Genomic DNA, 16,608 nt, shown 5'->3' with positions numbered 1-16,608 from the left:
GGTCAGCGCAGCTTTTCCAGCGGTGGTGGTGGCCAGCGCAGCTCCGGCGGCGGCATGGGCAATCCCTTTGGCGGCGGCGGTGGTGGCGACTGGTTCACTGCGGCTGCGGCCAAGGGGAAGAAGTAGTTTCAGCCGACTGCATTCTTGCCAGTCCGTGATCTTCCCATACGATTCAGCTTATGAAATCAGCCCATCTCCTCACACTGGCTCTGCCGCTGCTACTCACGCAATGCGTGGATCCTTATCAAGGTCCGAACGGTGCTGATCCCTATGCGAATCCGTACCGCCAGGACATGCGGGACCAGGGTTCGCAGATGAACAGCATGGCGTTTGAGCGTGGCCAGCAGGACGGGCAGATGGATGCCCAGCAGGGCCAGAGCCAGAACTACCAGCGCTATCCATCACGCTATGACCGCAATACCGAGATGGCTTACCGCGATGCATACAATCAAAGCTATAGCCTGACGATGAACAGCCGCCGAGAAGTCGGGGGCTATCCGAATCAGGGCATGGCCCAGCCACCTGCGCAAAATGTGCCGCAGCAGCAGGCACCGCGTGATCCGACCTACAACCAAGGTTACGACTATGGTCTGCGTGACCGCACAGGCGGACGGGTGGCCGATCCTTCGGCGCAGGTAGGGCGCTATGATCCGCGCTATCGCTCCAGCTTTGAACGCGGCTATTACGACGGCTACAATTCAAGCTCCTCCGGCGGTGGTTCAGGTGCAGGCGGGAACTTGTGGTTCCGCTAAGCGGGGCCGGAAGCGCATCAGCACAAAAAAACACCGTCACGGCAGGCCATGACGGTGGTCTTGTTTTGAAATGACTGCGCGGCTAACCGGTTATTCCTGGGCAGCAGCTTCAGGAGCGGCGGTCTCAGCAACTTCAACGGCCGGAGCTGCGACTTCAAGGGCTGGAGTGGCTTCGGCGGCGACTTCAGCAGCCTTGGGCTTGGTGGTGGCCTTCTTGACGGCAGCTTTCTTGGCTGGAGCCTTCTTGGCGGTTTTGGCTTCGGATTTAACGGCGCGTGCTTTGCGGGAGACGCCGGCCTTGGCCAGAGCTTTCTTGCGGGCAAGATAGAGCTTACGGCGGCGGCGTTTGATGACTTTGTTCAGTTGTTGACCCATGATGGATGATCGGTTGTCGTTTGCGGTTTTGAGGGCGGCAAGAGTTCCACTGATCAAGGTCGAATCAAGATCAAATGCAGTCCGCCCCCGGTTTCCCGGGGTTCGAGCGCGGTGAAACCCTCTTTTGGAGCAGTTTTCAGGGTTTTTTGTCCTCGGCTTTGGGCTCCTCGCTGGCCTTGGGAGCCTCGGGCTTGGATTCCAATCGCGATTCCACGTTGTTTGCAGCCTGCTGGGTTGGCGGAACTTTGAACAATTTGCCAGTGTAGGGGCACTTCACGGTCTGGCCGGCACTCATGCCGGAAACATCCACCAGCTGCGTTTTGCCGGCGAAGGGGCTGTTCACCATGTTGATACGGCCCGGGACTGGGGCGCCGTAGGGCAGGCTTTCAGTGGTGGCTTCGGCACTGTCAGTGTTTTTTGGTGCCGGGCTGACGGGAGGCGGATTGTGCGCGATGCGCGGAGGAGCCGTGTGGACAGGTTCTTCCACCGGAATTTTCACATCCGGGCTGCGTACCAGCGAGGAACTGCTCGACCGCTTACGAGGCACATACCTGGAACTGCCCAATCCCGTGGAGAGCGTGCTGAAATAGTTGTTGGGCGTGTAACCGGTGCCGTAGCGAGGGCGCTGAGTGTAGGAGGAGTAACGGTGGGCGTACAAAGCACCGGTGCGGAATGGCGGTGACGGTCTCGCAGAGGTCAGGTAGGGAATCAGTCCGTTCGTCTGAATGCTGTGCCAGGCCTCCCTGGGTGGCATGGCGCACTGGACCAGAAGGACGACCGGCGTCAGCATGGCGAACATGCGCGCAACACAGGCGGTGGGGCAACGCGAAGCTTTCATGGATTTTAAGAAGATGAAGGTGATGACGTTGATGCGAAGTGTAACTTCACACAACGCCTGACCATGCTTGCAGGAGTATGCCCAAAGGGCAAGACAACAGCGTCGTAAAATCCAGTGATTACGATGTAATTCGCTAAATTTCCATACCAGCTAAACTGGATATTTTTTAAGCCGCTTGAGCGATGCCTATCTCTTGATCATTGAGATAGCAGGATGGGTCAGGCGCCCACAGATCGCCGGTCATTTGCAGAGCGCGCACGCGGAAGCCGCCACCGCACACATCCAGGAAACTGCATTGCGCGCACTTGCCAGTCAGGTGCTGTTTGCGATCCCGCAGGGCATTGAGCGTGGCGTTGTCGCGATTGCTCCAGATGTCGCTGAACTTGCGGTCCTTCACGTTCCCCAGCGTGAGTTCATGCCAGAACTGGTCGGGGTGCACATTGCCCTGGGTGTCGATGTTGCTGATGCCGGTGCCGCTGCTGTTCGCACCGCCGCCGTTCCAGGTGAGCAGTTCCATCGCACGTGCGGCACGTTCGGGGTTCTCCCGTTTCAGACGCATGTAGAGGTAGGGGCCGTCGACAGGTTGATCGACGGTCAAAACCTCACGGGGCTTGCCGCTCGCGGCCCACTTGGCGGTGCGATCGAGGATCTTGTCGATGGCTCCGCGAGTCTCCTCATGCGGCACTTCCATGAGTTCGGCACCACGACCGCTGTAAACGAGGTGGTAAAAGCAGACGCGCTCGATGTCCTCCTTCTCGATGAAGTCGAGGATGGATTCGATATCGGCGATGTTGTGGCGGGAGAGCGTGAGGCGCAGGCCCACCTTCTGGCCCACCGCCTTGCAGTTCCGAAACGCAGCCACCGCTTTGTCAAAGGCTCCCACCTTGCCGCGGAAGTGGTCGTGCGTGGCACCCATGCCATCGAGCGAGATGCCGACGTAGGAGAAGCCGATGTCCTTGATGCGCTGCGCCCACTCGGGATTGATCAGCGTGCCGTTGGTGGAAAGCGTGAGACGCAGGCCCTTGCCCGTGGCGTATTCGGCCAGTTCAAAGAAATGCGGATGGATCGTGGGTTCGCCGCCGGAAAGCAGCAGGGCGGGCACTTTGTACTCGGCGAGGTCATCGATGACGGCTTTGCACTGCTCCCAACTGAGTTCACCGGGGTAGAATTTCGAATCAGAATCTTGGTAGCAATGGACGCACTTCAGATTGCAGCGGCGGGTGATGTTCCAGACGACAATGGGCCGGCGCTCAGCGGCGGAAGTCGGGGAACCGTGGCCGCGGCCATAGCGCAGGTGGTCCATGGGCTGGGCGACATCACAGTAAAGACGGGTGAGATTGATCATGACCCGGAATCAACGCACAACCGCGTCCGGGTCGCGCCGCCGATCTTGCGCATTGCGTGACCTAGGTTGCCTCAGGCCTGTTCCGTGGTCTGGAAGTCGGGGTAGGCGTTGGCGGCGTGCTCGGCAAAGTCGAGCCCCTCGATCTGCTCATTGTCCGTGGCGCGCAGGCCGACGAGCTTGTCCACCAGCTTGAAGATGGCAAAGCAGATGGTGAACGCGGAGAGCGTGACAGAAAAGGTGCCCAGCGCCTGCACGCCGAGCTTGTGCGCATCAAAGCCGTCCTGATTGAAGAGGGCCACGCTGAGGGTTCCCCACCAGCCATTCGCGAGATGCACCGGCACCGCGCCCACGGCATCGTCGATCTGCATGCGCTCCAGCGCGATGGTGGCCACCGTGGTGATGATGCCCGCGATCAAACCGACGACTAAGGCGGAGGCGGGAGAAATATTGGCGCAGCAGGCGGTGACTCCGACGGCCCCACCCAGCGAACCGTTGAGCGTGATGCCCACGTCCGGCCGGCCTTGCACAAACCACATGGAAATCATGGCGGAAAGGGCGGCTGCCGCAGGGGCGATGGTGGTGTTCACCGCGATGCGGCCAATCGTGCCGTTGCCGATGAGGGTGGAACCGGCATTGAAGCCAAACCAGCCAAACCACAGGATGAACACCCCGAAAGCGGCGAGTGGAATATTATGACCAGCAATAAGTCGCGGCGTGCCGTCCTTGGCGAAGCGGCCATGCCGTGCCCCAACGACCAGAATGCCCGCCAGTGCGCAGGCACCACCGCAGCCATGCACCACCGTGGATCCGGCGAAATCGACGAAGCCCAGCGCTTCCAGCCAGCCCTTTTCTCCGCCGACTCCAAACGCGCCGCCGAAGCTGCCCCAGGCCCAATGCCCACCGAGCGGATACACAAGGCCCGCCAGCAGGCCAGCATAAATCAGGTAGCCGACGAATTTCGTGCGCTCAGCCATGGCTCCGGAAACAATGGTGCAGGCGGTGCCGGCGAAAACGACCTGGAAGAACCAGAAGGCCCACAGCTTGTCGTCTGCCGCGTGATTGGAGATCCAGAAACTGTCACTGCCGATCCAGCCGCCTGCGCTGGTGCCGAACATCAATCCAAAGCCGATGAACAGGAACACGATGGCGCTGATGCAGAAGTCGAGGAAGTTCTTCATGATGATGTTGATGCTGTTTTTCGCCCGTGCGAATCCCAGTTCCACCATCGCAAATCCGGCCTGCATCACAAAGACCAGCGCTCCCGTGGCCACCATCCAAACATAGTTCAGATTCATCTGCACCGTCTCAATGTCAGACTTCAGGGCTGCGTCTGCCGGCGTGCTGGCAACAGCGGGAGCCGCCACGGAGGGTGCGGTCGCAGGTTTCACGGCTCTGGCCACCTCACTCAGGGTGCCCTGGCTGGCATCCAGCTTTTGAATGATGGTGTCGAGCTTGGCCTCGATCTTGGCGCTGCCTTCCTGGGCAGACGCACAGGTGAGCAGTGTGATGAAGGCAAAAAGGCAGGCGCGGAAGTGCAGCATGTGTGTGGGTCAGGTTCAGAATTTCAAATGTTCCATCGAGGCGTCGAGTTCGACGAGCAGCTGACGGCGTTTCGAAGTGTTCGGCACATGCTCGATCACGCTGATGGCGAGCTTGCGCACCTCCGTGGCGGAAAGGCGGTAGGGGTCGGGGATTTTCGCTTCGTCAATGGTGCGTTGGATCAGATTGCTGGCCTGCGCACGGCCCATGACCTTGCCCAGCACGCCTTCCACGCATTTGCGCACAGCTCCCCACTGATTGACGGTCGTTTCTGCTTTTTCGGTGAGCTGGGAGAGAGCACGCGGACTTGTGACGACGAGTTCTTCGATGCCGTCTGCCGGCGGCTTTGAAGCTGGCTGCGCCTCCGTAGAGGCATCGTTCAGCACCTTGGCGTGATCATTGAGCATCACCGATGCGGCGCTGGCCGCGAGATCGGAGTCTGCACGTGAGGTGAGGAAGAACAGCATCACCGCTTCATCCTGCGTCACAATGAGCAGGGAGCCGCCGTCAAATTCCAGGAAGACCTGGTGCATTTTTCGACGCACCTGGCGGTAGCCGTCGAGCATCTGGATGATGATTTCACGCAGGTTCTCCGCACGCGTGTCGGAGAAGGGCATCTGCCGGTGGATGGTGTTGCGGCCTTTGAAAAGCATTACGCCTGCCACGCCGTCGAGGCGTTGCAGGGAGGCTGCGGAGGTGATCACAGAATTCAAACTCATGAGGAAATCGGGATCAGCGTGCCAGTGACTCGCGCACCTGTTTGATCGACCTGCGGTTGCTGCTGATCATTCCGTGCCAGCTGCCAGTCTTCTCTCCCGTGCTGATGGATGTCTGACCTTCCCTGTCTTCCACGATGGCGATTTCCAAACGGCGCATGCCGAGCGTCTCCGCCAGCTTGTCTGCGAAGTACCCAACATATTTCACCTCGCCGGCGAAACGCTGGGCGGATTCGGTGTCGCCACCTGACAGAGTTTCGCGTCCCTGAAAGGACTCCATCTTGATCAGACCAGGATCGGGTTCCATGCGGACGATGTTGCTGGGTTGCGCACCCGCAGTGTGGCGGGCTGATGAGATCGGAATGATGCGAGTTGGTTCCATCTGAATGCTTATTCAAAGCACCCCGCGTGCCAACATGCCGCACACCTCGTAACAGCTTTGTGAATACAGGCTGGCGCACAAAAAAGAACGGCCCTGATTTCTCAGGGCCGTTCGGCAATGGATGAATCACCCTTGGGGGTGAAATGAGGCGGTATCGACTAGAGCTTGGCGAGGCTGTCATCCAGCGCGGCGATCACCGTGCTGATGCTGGCCTCGGACTCGTCGCCCATGTTCGAGACTCGGAAGGTCTTGCCCTTCAGCTTCCCGTAGCCGCCGTCGATGATCATGCTGTGGTTCTTCTTCAGCAGGCCGATGAACGCGGCGACGTCGATGCCCTTGTTGTTCGCCACGCAAGTCAGCGACTTGGAGCGGAAGCCTTCAGGGGCGAAGAACTCGAAGCCGTTGCGGCGCACCCACTCGTGCACCATGCCGTTGAGCTTGGCATGGCGGGCGTAGCGGTTGTCCACGCCTTCGGCGAAGATCTTCTGCAGCTGATGGCGCAGGCCGTAGATCAGGGAGATGCACGGCGTGCTCGGCGTCATGCTCTTCTCGCCGTTGGCCTTGAACTCCAGGAAGTCGAAGTAGTAGCCGCGGTCATTGATCGTGGCCGCACGTGCCATTGCCGCTTCGGAAGCGGTGAACAGCGCCAGGCCCGGAGGCAGCGCGAAGGCCTTCTGGCTGCCCGTGAGCAGCACGTCGATCCCGAGTTCTTCGAAATTCACCGGCACGGTGGTGAAGCCGGACACGGAATCCGTGATGAACATCACATCCGGGTACTTCTTCTTCAGCTCGGCGATTTCCGCGATGGGACTGAGCACGCCGGTGGAGGTCTCGTTGTGGATGAAGGTCACTGCGTCGAACTCACCCGTGGCCAGGCGCTTGCCGATCTCGTCAGCACGCACGGGCTGGCCCCACTCCACGGTGTAGGCTTCAGCTTCCTTGCCGCAGCGCTTGGAAACGTCCAGCCACTTGTCGGAGAAGGCGCCGTTGCAGCAGTTGAGGACCTTTTTCTTCACCAGATTGCGGATGGAACCCTCCATCACGCCCCAGGCGGAGGAAGTGCTCAGAAACACCTGCTGTTTCGTGCCGAAGAGAGTCTGCAGCATCGGCTGGATCTCGGCGTAAAGGTCCTGAAACCCCTTGCCGCGGTGCCCGATCATTGGCTGCGCCATCGCAGCATAGGTGTCAGGGCTGACTTCAACGGGTCCAGGGATGTAAAGTTTGACGTGGGTGCTCATGCTTGGTGGAAGGGGGGAGGCCGAGTGTAGAAGGCCCGCCCGTCTGCGCAAGCCCGAGAAACCGCCGTTTCCACCCCAAGATCAGGTTGGGCCGGGGAGCATTGACTTTCAGAGCCTGAAATTCCTAAAATCCAGCATGCGTTGCTTTATCATCACGGCTTCGGTTTTTCTGTGCTGCGTTTCGTGCCGGGGAACCATCATGGGCGGTGAGAATTTGACTTTGGATTTCACCAAGGAGAAGGATTCAAAGACGCTTGAACTGGGAGAGGGGTTGAAAGTGACCCAAGAAGGGCTGGGCATTGCCGATGAGTCTTCTTATGGCCTCCACAGTCATTTCACCACCGCGCCGATGGCTGTGGGTACGGCCTGGCGGACTGTGCGCGAACTTTCTCTGACCGGCACTCTCAAATTCTCTTCACCCACAGGGAAAGGAGAAAAAGCGACCAGTTTTATGACTCAAGTCTATGTCCGCTACGGCCCCGACAAAAAACATTGGTCCACTTGGCAGCCTTTGCTGCCGAATGTGCTGCTAATTGACTTTTCCCCCAAGCCGTCGCAACAGTTTCCGGAAAGACCGAAAATTGAAGGTGGAGTGTTCGAGTTTTTCGGCGATCTGGAGGTTCCTGGGATCGACATCAGAGATTACGCTCAGTTGCTGCGCGAGTATGAACAATTGGATGTGCCATGGATAAACGATGAGGAGGCTGCGGTGAAGTGGATGCTCAAAAAGCAGCCGGATTTCTTCTCCCAGCACCTGCCATTCATCGGCTACATCCAGTTCTATTTTGAGGGGAGGTTCGCCGCCGGGGTGTGGATCACTGGCTTTAATTACTCCACTTTGTGGAGCGTGGGGGGAATGCATCAGGCCCCGAAAGATCCTGAGGCGCGTAAAAAGAGCGAAGGCCCGTGGCGTTTTGATGCCACGCAGCCCATGGAGAAGAAGTGACTTGGACAGGACTCACGCCCAGCCCAGCCACCCACTCAGCGTCTTCATATCCCTCACATGCGCCTCGCGGAATTCCTTCAGCACAGCTGGGTCCTTCGGATCGCCCTTGAGATACTCCAGATGCAGCGAAATCGGGCCGCTGTAGCCGGTTTTCATGAGCATTTTGCCGTAGGCAGGGTCCACCTGGCCTTCGCCGATGGGGACGGTCACCAGCTTGCGGCCGTCCCATTTGAAATCTTTGAAGTAGGCGGCGCCGATGTGGTCTTTGACGAGGTTGAACTCCAGGGGCCAGGACAGGCCGCCTTCGCAGGTGGAGTGCAGGATGTCGTAGGCGAAGCTGAAGTCCGCCGCCGGATACTCGCGCATGATGGAGAAGATGTCCCACACGGGCGCGCCGAAGTAATCCTTGCCGCTATGGTTCTGGAACATGGGCTGGATGCCGATCTCTTTGCACAGGGCCACGAGATCCTTGATCTTGGGGCGCACGGCCTGGAGCTGCTCCCAGATGGGCTGCTTGAGGTCGTACTTGTAGTAGTTCATGCGGAAGCGCTTCACGCCCAGCTTGGCCGCTGTGCGCAGCACTTCCTCCGTGCGCTGCTCCTTGCTCACCTCATTGATGCCGGAGGTCATGATGGTCATTTCCAGGCCCTGCTTCTTCAGCGCCTCGACAAACTTCGGCAGTTCATCCGCCACCTTCTCAGGCTCGATGTGCCCTTTGGGGCGGATCGGTGACTCCACACCATTGAAGCCCGCCTCCGCGCCCAGACTGGCGATGTCATCAAAGCTCAGGCCTTGCAGGTGCTTGGTGAAAAAACACACGGTGTTCTTCGATTTCGGCGTTTCCGCCATCAGCGGAGCCGTAAAAGCCAAACTTGAGAGGTTGCGCAGGAAAGTACGTCGTGTGTTCATGAGTGAGCTTGAACAACGACATCGCACGTCCGACTCCTTCACTCAACATGCATTCCCTTTCCGGCCAGAACATCATCCTCATGGGAGGCACGACGGGGCTTGGCCTTTCCGCTGCGAAAAAACTCGTCGCGGCAGGAGCCCGGGTCGTTGTTTCCAGCCGCTCGCAGGTCAATGTGGAAGCCGCTATGGAAGCCCTCGGCTCTAGGGCGCGGGGTTTTGCTGCGGATGCCGCCACGCCGGAGGCGGCGGAGCGTGCGGTGGAGCTGGCGGTGGGCGAATTTGGCAAGGTGGATGCCCTCTACCACGTCGCCGGCGGCAGTGGCCGCAGCCGGGGAGACGGCCCGCTGCACGAACTCACTGATGAAGGCCTGAGCTACACGCTGGACCTCAATTTGAACTCCGTCATCTATTCGAACCGCGCCGCGATCCGCCAGTTCCTGAAACAGGGCAGCGGTGGCGTGATCCTTAACATGGCCAGCGTGCTTGGCTACTCGCCCTCCGCGCAGTTTTTCGCCTCCCATGCCTACGCTGCGGCGAAGGCGGGCATCATCGGCTTCAGCAAATCCATCGCCGCCTACTACGCGCCGCAAAACATCCGCGTGAACGTCATCGCCCCCGCGTTGGTCGAGACGCCGATGTCCCAGCGCGCCGTGAGCAACGAGAACATCATGAACTTCGTCAAAACCAAACAACCGCTCGACGGCGGCCGCATCGGCCAGCCCGAGGACTGCGATGCCGCAGCTCTGCTGCTGCTCTCGCCCGATTCCCAATTCATCACCGGTCAGGTCCTCGCTGTGGATGGCGGTTGGACTGTCTCAGAAGGTCAGCTCCAAGCATCATGAGCCTCGCCATCGGCATCGATCTCGGCGGCACAAACATCAAGGCCGCGCTCGTGGAGACTGCCAGTGCCCGCACCCTCGCCACGCTTTCAAAACCCACGCGCGATGGGGAGTTTGACGGCAACACTCCGCGCTTCGCCCTCACCGTGCGTGAAATCGTGCATGAGTTTGAGGCGCAGGCCGGGCAAAAGCTTCGTGTAGGTCTCTCCGCACCCGGATTGGCAAACCCCGACGGCCATTGCATCGACTGGATGCCCGGACGCATGCACGGACTCGAAAAATTCCATTGGTCCGCCTTTCTGGAGCGCGACTGCCGCGTGCTGAATGACGCCCACGCCGCGCTGCTCGGCGAAGTGTGGGCTGGAGCTGCGAAGGACACGCAGGATGCTTTCATGCTCACGCTCGGCACGGGTGTCGGCGGAGCGATCTGGAGTGGAGGGCGTCTGCTCAAAGGTAGGATCGGCAGGGCAGGGCATCTCGGCCACATCACCATCGATGCGAATGCACCGTGCGATGATTTCAATACACCGGGCAGTCTCGAAGATGCCATCGGCAATCAAACAATAGGCCAGCGCGGTGAAGGACGTTACGCCAACACCCATGCGCTGCTCGATGCCTTCAGCGCGGGCGATGAACATGCCGCCAAAGTTTGGCATACCTCCGTGCGCCATCTCGCTGCTGCTATTGCCTCGCTCATCAACGTGCTCGATCCCGAAGTCGTCATCGTCGGCGGTGGCATTGCCGTCGGTGCCGGTGCCCGTCTGTTTGATCCACTGCAACAAGCCCTCACCGGTTTCGAATGGCGGCCCGGCGGCCATCAGGCCCGCATCATTCCTGCCCAGCTCGGCGACAGCGCCGGATGCCTCGGTTCCGTTTTCAATCTCTTGCAAAACTCATGACTCCCGCCCTCCAATACCTCGACGCCAGCCAAGGCCTTCTCAATCGTGTTCGTGATCAGCTTCCGCTCATTCAGCAGGCCGCCGACATGTTCGCAAAGACGATCCTAGCCGGGCAGATGGTGCACGTCTTTGGCTCCGGCCACAGCCGCATTTTGGTGGAGGAAATGTGGCCGCGTTACGGCTCCTTCCCCGGCTTCAATCCCATCGTCGAACTCTCGCTGACCTTTCACAACCTCGTCGTCGGCGCGAATGGCCAGCGGCAGGCCATGTTCCTCGAAAACGTCAGCGGCCTGGCGAACCGCATCCTGCGGAACTTCGATCTCCAGCCCGGCGACAGCGCCCTCGTCATCTCCAGCAGCGGCTGCAATGTCGTCCCGGTGGAAATGGCCGAAGAATTCCAACGGCGCGGCGTCAAAGTCGTCGCCATCATCAGCACCACGCACAGCGAGGCCAGCACCAGCCGCCATCGCGACGGCAAAAAGCTCCAGGACTTCTCAGACATCGTCCTCGATACAGGCGCACCGGTTGGCGATGCCATGATCAAGATTGAAAATCTCGACACCCCAGTCGCCCCTGGCAGCACCGTGGGCGGTTGCCTGCTGGTGAATGCCGTCAAAGCCGAAGTGGCCGACCTGCTGGTCAAAGCCGGCCAGCCACCGAAGGTGCTCACAGCGGGAGCCGTCGTCGGTGCTGCGAAAGCGACGGAGCTGTTTGAAGCCGCTTACGACGAGCACGCGAGGCGAATCGCCAAGTATTATGCGAAGCTGGGGGCATGAAGACTTTCAAAATGTTATCAGGAACGCAGCGATGCCTGAGACTCTGTGGTCCAGTGTATCTCTTGTTTTTGGTGACATGCTTGCCGGGTTATTTTTTCCAAGTTCAGTTTTTACAGTCGGTGTGGGCAGGGATTGCCATGCCCGCCCACATGACAGCGCTGATGATGGATCAGTGCGTGGCCGAAATTGCGGGTGGTTATGATTCCAAAAGGGACATGGTGGTTTTTTACTTATCCTATGCCGCTGCGGCACTTGTTTGGATTGTTTGCGCCCTGAGCCCATGGTGGCTGTTTGTCCGCATGACAATGGGCAAAAGGCTGTGCCTCCAAGTGGCGATACTGGCGGCTGGTTACTTGATGTCTTTTCTCCTCGCCGTATTTCTTGATTTCCCCACGCCAGACTGACTTGTGAGGCTCATCTGGGCATTAGCCCACCCCCAGCCGTCTCCTGCGGAGCAGCATCAGCACACCCACGGAGGCGATCAGCACGCTGCCGCCGGGCTCTGGCACGGGAGTGGCGGATATATTCAGGTTCGAGATGGTGGCAAAGTCGGTGCCGAGGCTCAGTGCGGTGGCGCCGACCTGCGCATCACCAATGAACCGCACGCCAATGGGGCCGCTGGGAGCTGTGCCATCCAAGATGTAGTCCAGGTTAACGGTGCCTGTCGTGACACCCGAGCCCAGCAGGCCGGCGATGTTGATCTGGGAAGTGTTGTTGGTGCTCGTCAGCGTGTTTCCCAGTCCGTCGATCAGTTCAAAGCTGAAACTCGGGTTCAATCCCGCCACGGAGCTGAGCAGGCCGTTGTTGCCATCCACATCAAAGCTCACGCTGTAATGGGTGTTGGGGGTGTAGTTGAGAACGTCCCCGGGAGTGTCGAAATAAGCCACCGCCTGCCATCCATAGTGAATGCTGGTGCCGGCTCCCAGGAGGCCGAGCAATGAATTGTTGTCGTTGCTGATCTGAAACTGCAGGGCTGATCCTGTCAACGCCACCTGCGCGGCGGATTCGGTCAGGCTAAGGAGAATCGTCGCGTTGGCACCTCCCTGGGCGGTGAGATCCCACAGCCCCCGGGTTGCAGTGGTGGATCCGTTTGAAAGAGTGATCGAGACCAGCCCTCCGCCCGGGACATCGTAAGTAACGGGTGCGGAAGAGGGGAAAATCGAGCTGTAGCTGCTGCCGGTGCCGACGATTGGCGTTTGGGCATTAAGTGACAAAATAGTAAGCAAATTAGTTAATATAAGCAAAATGAATGGGTTAGTTTTCATAAGTACTCTACGAACTTAGTTAAGTCTGCGTGTTCTAAACTAAGATTTAATTTAGAAGCGGATGAGACGAATGAACCTTCCCGCCGCATCGGTTGTGTTTTGCCGCTTGGCTTTGACGCTGAGCCTCTTGCGCGGATAGCTGTTCCACATGCAATCCCAACCCCTCCGCACCTCCGTCATTGGCAGTTATCCCTTTCCCGGCTGGCTCGAGTTTTCAGCGCGGCATCTCACGGAATTCGGCAGCGCTGACATCGCGGAAATGCAGGATGATGCTGCTCAGGTGGCCATTCAGGATCAAGTCGCCTCTGGGCTGGACGTCATCACGGATGGCGAGCAGACACGGTTTGACTTCAATTTGTCCTTCTACGGTTTCATCGAGGGCATCGCGCTGGAACCGGCCAGCCCGCGACGCTTTGGGCCGCCGGCGCATGATCAGCGTGGCAAGCATGAGATCGTGGGCGAACTGCGCGCCTCACGGGGTCTGGGCGTGGTGGAGGAGTTTGAGCGCCTGCAGCGTCTGGCCTCACACACCGGCAAGCGCCTGAAGGTCTCCGTGCCCGGGCCCTATACGCTGAGTGGACGGCTGGCGCCAAATGCGCAGTATAAAGACCGCTACGCCATCACCGAGGCGCTGCTGCCAATCGTGAATCAGGAGATCGCGAATCTCGTGGCGGAGGGGGCGGAGGAAATCTGCGTCGATGAACCGAGCATGAGCTGCTACGGCTATCGTGAAGACACGAGGCGCTTCGTGGACATCTTCAACCGCACCGTGAGCAGTGGCTACGGCAAGGCGCGCATCTGCACGCACCTCTGCTTTGGTAATTTCAAAGGCCACCCCGTCGGCTGGCGCAAATACGCGCCGCTGTTCCCCGCCTTCCTTGATCTGCACTGCGACGAGGTGCATGTGGAGATGGCGAACCGCGAATACGCTGAACTGGAGGTCATCAAACCGATGGCCGAGCGCTACGACGTGGCCGTGGGCATCATCGACGTGAAGAGCTACCACATCGAAACACCGGAACAGATCGCCGATGCGGTGCGCGCCTGCTTGAAGCATGCGCCTGCTGACAAGCTGGTGTTTGCGCCGGACTGCGGCCTCAGCCAGACCGCTCGCTGGGCGGCCAAGAAGAAGCTCGCGAGCATGGTGGCGGGGGTGGACATCGTGAAAAAGGAGCTGGGATTGTAACGGCAAGATCTACAGCCTTGGGCTAGTTCAGCCGTCATGGAGACTCCGACGAAAGCAACACCGGCAGGCTGTGTCATCGGCTTGGTTGGCATTGCTCTTGTTGGTTATGCCATCGTCTGCGGGTGGGTCTGTTATCTCGGCATTCAATCCACCGAAATCGTAGAGAAAGGAAGTCTGCTGCGCTTCTACGGCATCTCGTGCGGAGTGTCGCTTATAGGCGGCCTCTGGCTGCTGCGTCTTGGCTGGCGCATAGCCCTGGAGTCGGACATGTCCGACCTAGATGATCCAGGCAAGCCGACGCTGCGCTTTTGAGTTTTGCGAGTTGCCGCCGGTTACCCGATCTTCACCACACCCACCGTCGTGTTGTCCTGACGGTCGTTGTTGATGCGGCGGATGGCGAAGATGATCGCATCGGCGATCTTGTCCGCCGTGGTGTGCTTGCCAAAGCTGAGCAGTTCTTCCAGCGCCTTGTGGGTGAGAGTGAAGATGCCATCGCTGGCGGCGATGACGATGTCACCTTTCTTCAGGGCCCAGGGCTCTGCGGGAGTGTCGATCATCGCCAGCGGCATGCCCAGAAGTGCAGCCTGCAGCGTGTGGCGGTCAGGGTGATTCTCAGCTTCCTCACGGGTGATCTCGCCGCGGTCTGCACGGGCATCAATGAGCGGGGAAAGGCTGTGGTCGGCATTGAGGCGATGCAGCACGCCATCGCGGAAAAGGAAGAGCGGCGAGTCGCCCACGCTGATCCATTCCATCGTCTTCGGCGTGATGAGCACTCCCACCATGGTGGTGCCCATGGGCGGGGCCACGCTCGGCATGCGGCTGGTGATGATGCCGAGGGTCTCATTCGCCGTTTCCACGGCATGCTTGAGCTTCCAGGAAGTCGGGCCGTCCTGCTCATGGTAGGCACGTACAAAAGCGTTCACTCCAATGTAGCTGGCCACGCTGCCGCCGGCATGCGCGCCGAGTCCATCGCCAATGACGAGAAGCAGGCGCTCAAGGCTGCGCTCCTCGGGTTCGGCGGCATCTGCAAAGGCATAGTAGTCTTCCTGGTTGTCACGGCGGCCCCGGTACTGCCTCGCGGCAAAATCCTGCTCCTGGATGAAGGCAGGTGGCTGAGATTCAAACAGGGGGACTCGATCGGTCAGGACGGTGGTGGCGCTCACTCGGCGGAAAACTGGTAAATCGTGGTGCTGCTGAATTTTTCACCCGGGCGCAGGGTTGCGCTGGGGAAGGAGGGATGATTCGGACTGTCGGGATAATGCTGCGTTTCCAGGCAGAAGCCATGACGCTTTGCATAAATATGCCCTCCTTTGCCGGGCACGCCATTGAGGTGGTTGCCAGTGTAAAGCTGCACGCCGGGCTCCGTGGTGCGCACGGTCATCACCCGGCCGCTGGTGGGTTCCTTCACCGTGGCGGCCAGTTTCAGGCCGGTGCCAGAGAGGACGTAGTTGTGATCGTAGCCGATGCCCTGAACGAGCGGTTTAAAGTCCGCACCGATGCGTTCGCCGATCTCATGCGGGGTGATGAAGTCCAACGGCGTGCCCTTGATGCTGGTGATCTCTCCCGTGGGGATGAGGTCGTCATCGGTGGCGGTGATTTGCTCCGTCGGAAGCGTCAGTTCGTGGCTGAGGATGTCGCCGCTGCCTTCACCGGCCAGATTGAAGTAGGCGTGGTTCGTCAGGTTCAGCACCGTGGGCTTGTCCGTGGTGGCGTGGTAGTCGATCTTCAGGCTGTTGTCCTCGGTCAGCGTGTAGGTCACGGTGCACTGCAGCGTGCCGGGGTAGCCTTCTTCGCCATCTGGGCTAGTGTAGCTGAGTGCCACACCGTTGGACGTCGGTTTCGCGGACCAGAGCTTTTTGTCAAAGCCCTCCTTGCCGCCATGGAGCTGGTGCTTGCCTGAGTTGGCGGTGACCAGGTACTCCACGCCGTCGAGCTTGAACTTCGCATGGCCGATGCGGTTCGCATAACGGCCCGCGATGCAGCCGAAGAAGGGATTTTTGCTCAGATAGCCTTCCAGCGTGTCAAAGCCGAGCACGACATCGGCGAACCTGCCGTTTTTGTCCGCCACCTTCACCGCGACGATGTAGGCGCCCCAGTTGGTGAGACTGACCTCCATGCCCTTCGCATTCCGCAGCGTGAAGAGTTTCACTTCCTCACCCGCCGGGGTTTTTCCCCAGATGGAGGATTCAACACTGGCAGCAGGTGACGAGCCGGAGATCGACATGAAAAGCAGGAAGAGGGTTGGCAGCGCGAGGAGGCGCATGGATGCGGGTTGGGGAAGTTGGATCACGAGTGTGACGGTACTGCTCGATTTTCGCAAGAAGGGATTCCATGACCCGGGATGAAGTTTCTGGCCTGCACCGCATGATCGTGTGTAACCTCCGCCGCCATCTTCCCCATGCAGCCGGTATCATGGACTCTCCCACGCCCTCATCCGATCCCTTCCACGGACTGAACCCTGCCGACCTGATGGCCGCTGCTGCCATGCCGACGGACGGCGGAGCCGACACGCTCCCTCTCACCCCGCGTGACCTGCCCACGCTCGCGGAAATCGCCGCTGCGTTTCCCGATCTCGAAATCCTTGATCTCATCGGCCATGGCGG

The 16,608-nt window shown here is 59.6% G+C and carries 19 protein-coding genes and 1 pseudogene; 9 read left to right on the top strand and 11 right to left on the bottom strand.

What is annotated here, in order from left to right; genetic code table 11:
• Positions 1 to 179: 179 nt before the first annotated feature.
• On the top strand, positions 180 to 752 hold the full coding sequence (locus WAW39_RS01445; protein WP_422315023.1) for a hypothetical protein: 573 nt from the start codon (positions 180 to 182) through the stop codon (positions 750 to 752).
• 90 nt (positions 753 to 842) lie between these two features.
• On the opposite strand, the gene WAW39_RS01440 is transcribed toward WAW39_RS01445, so the two are convergent.
• The 7 genes from WAW39_RS01440 to WAW39_RS01410 form a co-directional block, all read right to left on the bottom strand.
• Positions 843 to 1,127 (bottom strand): hypothetical protein, encoded by a 285-nt coding sequence (locus tag WAW39_RS01440; protein ID WP_422315021.1) that lies wholly within the window; start codon positions 1,125 to 1,127, stop codon positions 843 to 845.
• A 136-nt stretch (positions 1,128 to 1,263) separates the two neighbouring features.
• Positions 1,264 to 1,965 carry a hypothetical protein gene (locus WAW39_RS01435; RefSeq protein WP_422315019.1) on the bottom strand — a complete coding sequence of 234 codons (702 nt, stop codon included), beginning with the start codon at positions 1,963 to 1,965 and terminating at the stop codon, positions 1,264 to 1,266.
• Between the two features lie 166 nt (positions 1,966 to 2,131).
• Positions 2,132 to 3,310: a radical SAM protein gene (locus WAW39_RS01430; RefSeq protein ID WP_422315017.1), complete on the bottom strand. Its 1,179-nt coding sequence runs from the start codon at positions 3,308 to 3,310 to the stop codon at positions 2,132 to 2,134.
• Between the two features lie 71 nt (positions 3,311 to 3,381).
• On the bottom strand, positions 3,382 to 4,851 hold the full coding sequence (locus WAW39_RS01425) for an ammonium transporter (RefSeq protein ID WP_422315015.1): 1,470 nt from the start codon (positions 4,849 to 4,851) through the stop codon (positions 3,382 to 3,384).
• A gap of 15 nt (positions 4,852 to 4,866) precedes the next feature.
• Positions 4,867 to 5,568: a hypothetical protein gene (locus tag WAW39_RS01420; protein ID WP_422315013.1), complete on the bottom strand. Its 702-nt coding sequence runs from the start codon at positions 5,566 to 5,568 to the stop codon at positions 4,867 to 4,869.
• A 13-nt stretch (positions 5,569 to 5,581) separates the two neighbouring features.
• Complete coding sequence (locus WAW39_RS01415; RefSeq protein WP_422315011.1) at positions 5,582 to 5,872, bottom strand: hypothetical protein; 291 nt, start codon at positions 5,870 to 5,872, stop codon at positions 5,582 to 5,584.
• 233 nt (positions 5,873 to 6,105) lie between these two features.
• Complete coding sequence (locus tag WAW39_RS01410) at positions 6,106 to 7,185, bottom strand: pyridoxal-phosphate-dependent aminotransferase family protein (RefSeq protein WP_422315009.1); 1,080 nt, start codon at positions 7,183 to 7,185, stop codon at positions 6,106 to 6,108.
• A gap of 136 nt (positions 7,186 to 7,321) precedes the next feature.
• Between WAW39_RS01410 and WAW39_RS01405 the strand changes: the two genes are divergently transcribed.
• Positions 7,322 to 8,131, top strand: a complete 810-nt coding sequence (locus WAW39_RS01405; protein ID WP_422315007.1) for a hypothetical protein — start codon at positions 7,322 to 7,324, stop codon at positions 8,129 to 8,131.
• A 12-nt stretch (positions 8,132 to 8,143) separates the two neighbouring features.
• Here WAW39_RS01405 and WAW39_RS01400 read toward each other — a convergent pair whose 3' ends face one another.
• A complete protein-coding gene (locus WAW39_RS01400) occupies positions 8,144 to 9,040 on the bottom strand; it encodes a sugar phosphate isomerase/epimerase family protein (protein ID WP_422315005.1) in 897 nt (298 codons plus the stop codon).
• Positions 9,041 to 9,087: 47 nt separating this feature from the next.
• Here WAW39_RS01400 and WAW39_RS01395 point away from each other — a divergent pair, with 47 nt between their 5' ends.
• From WAW39_RS01395 to WAW39_RS01380, 4 genes are read left to right on the top strand one after another with little or no spacing between them, the layout of a single operon-like run.
• Positions 9,088 to 9,882 carry an SDR family NAD(P)-dependent oxidoreductase gene (locus WAW39_RS01395; protein WP_422315003.1) on the top strand — a complete coding sequence of 265 codons (795 nt, stop codon included), beginning with the start codon at positions 9,088 to 9,090 and terminating at the stop codon, positions 9,880 to 9,882.
• Positions 9,879 to 10,778 (top strand): ROK family protein, encoded by a 900-nt coding sequence (locus WAW39_RS01390; RefSeq protein WP_422315000.1) that lies wholly within the window; start codon positions 9,879 to 9,881, stop codon positions 10,776 to 10,778. The genes WAW39_RS01395 and WAW39_RS01390 overlap by 4 nt, the downstream gene beginning before the upstream one ends.
• Complete coding sequence (locus WAW39_RS01385) at positions 10,775 to 11,554, top strand: sugar isomerase domain-containing protein (protein ID WP_422314998.1); 780 nt, start codon at positions 10,775 to 10,777, stop codon at positions 11,552 to 11,554. Before WAW39_RS01390 ends, WAW39_RS01385 begins: the two co-directional genes overlap by 4 nt.
• Positions 11,551 to 11,958 carry a hypothetical protein gene (locus WAW39_RS01380; protein ID WP_422314996.1) on the top strand — a complete coding sequence of 136 codons (408 nt, stop codon included), beginning with the start codon at positions 11,551 to 11,553 and terminating at the stop codon, positions 11,956 to 11,958. The genes WAW39_RS01385 and WAW39_RS01380 overlap by 4 nt, the downstream gene beginning before the upstream one ends.
• Before the next feature lie 21 nt (positions 11,959 to 11,979).
• Here the strand turns inward: WAW39_RS01380 and WAW39_RS01375 are convergent, their stop codons facing one another.
• On the bottom strand, positions 11,980 to 12,768 hold the full coding sequence (locus tag WAW39_RS01375; protein WP_422314994.1) for a PEP-CTERM sorting domain-containing protein: 789 nt from the start codon (positions 12,766 to 12,768) through the stop codon (positions 11,980 to 11,982).
• Positions 12,769 to 12,967: 199 nt separating this feature from the next.
• Between WAW39_RS01375 and WAW39_RS01370 the strand changes: the two genes are divergently transcribed.
• The gene (locus WAW39_RS01370) at positions 12,968 to 14,005 is read left to right on the top strand and encodes a methionine synthase (RefSeq protein WP_422314992.1); all 1,038 of its coding nucleotides are present in this window, start codon (positions 12,968 to 12,970) and stop codon (positions 14,003 to 14,005) included.
• A 36-nt stretch (positions 14,006 to 14,041) separates the two neighbouring features.
• Positions 14,042 to 14,317, top strand: coding sequence for a hypothetical protein (locus tag WAW39_RS01365; protein WP_422314990.1), 276 nt, complete (start codon positions 14,042 to 14,044; stop codon positions 14,315 to 14,317).
• Between the two features lie 20 nt (positions 14,318 to 14,337).
• Here WAW39_RS01365 and WAW39_RS01360 read toward each other — a convergent pair whose 3' ends face one another.
• Positions 14,338 to 15,168 carry a PP2C family protein-serine/threonine phosphatase gene (locus WAW39_RS01360; RefSeq protein WP_422314988.1) on the bottom strand — a complete coding sequence of 277 codons (831 nt, stop codon included), beginning with the start codon at positions 15,166 to 15,168 and terminating at the stop codon, positions 14,338 to 14,340.
• Positions 15,165 to 16,268, bottom strand: a complete 1,104-nt coding sequence (locus tag WAW39_RS01355; protein ID WP_422314986.1) for an aldose epimerase family protein — start codon at positions 16,266 to 16,268, stop codon at positions 15,165 to 15,167. Before WAW39_RS01355 ends, WAW39_RS01360 begins: the two co-directional genes overlap by 4 nt.
• Positions 16,269 to 16,417: 149 nt before the next feature.
• Here WAW39_RS01355 and WAW39_RS01350 point away from each other — a divergent pair.
• Positions 16,418 to 16,608 (top strand): annotated as a pseudogene (locus WAW39_RS01350) (hypothetical protein); the annotation flags it as partial.

This window comes from Prosthecobacter sp., assembly GCF_049294395.1.
Taxonomy (GTDB): domain Bacteria; phylum Verrucomicrobiota; class Verrucomicrobiia; order Verrucomicrobiales; family Verrucomicrobiaceae; genus Prosthecobacter.
This window is presented reverse-complemented; position numbering and strand designations above follow the sequence as displayed.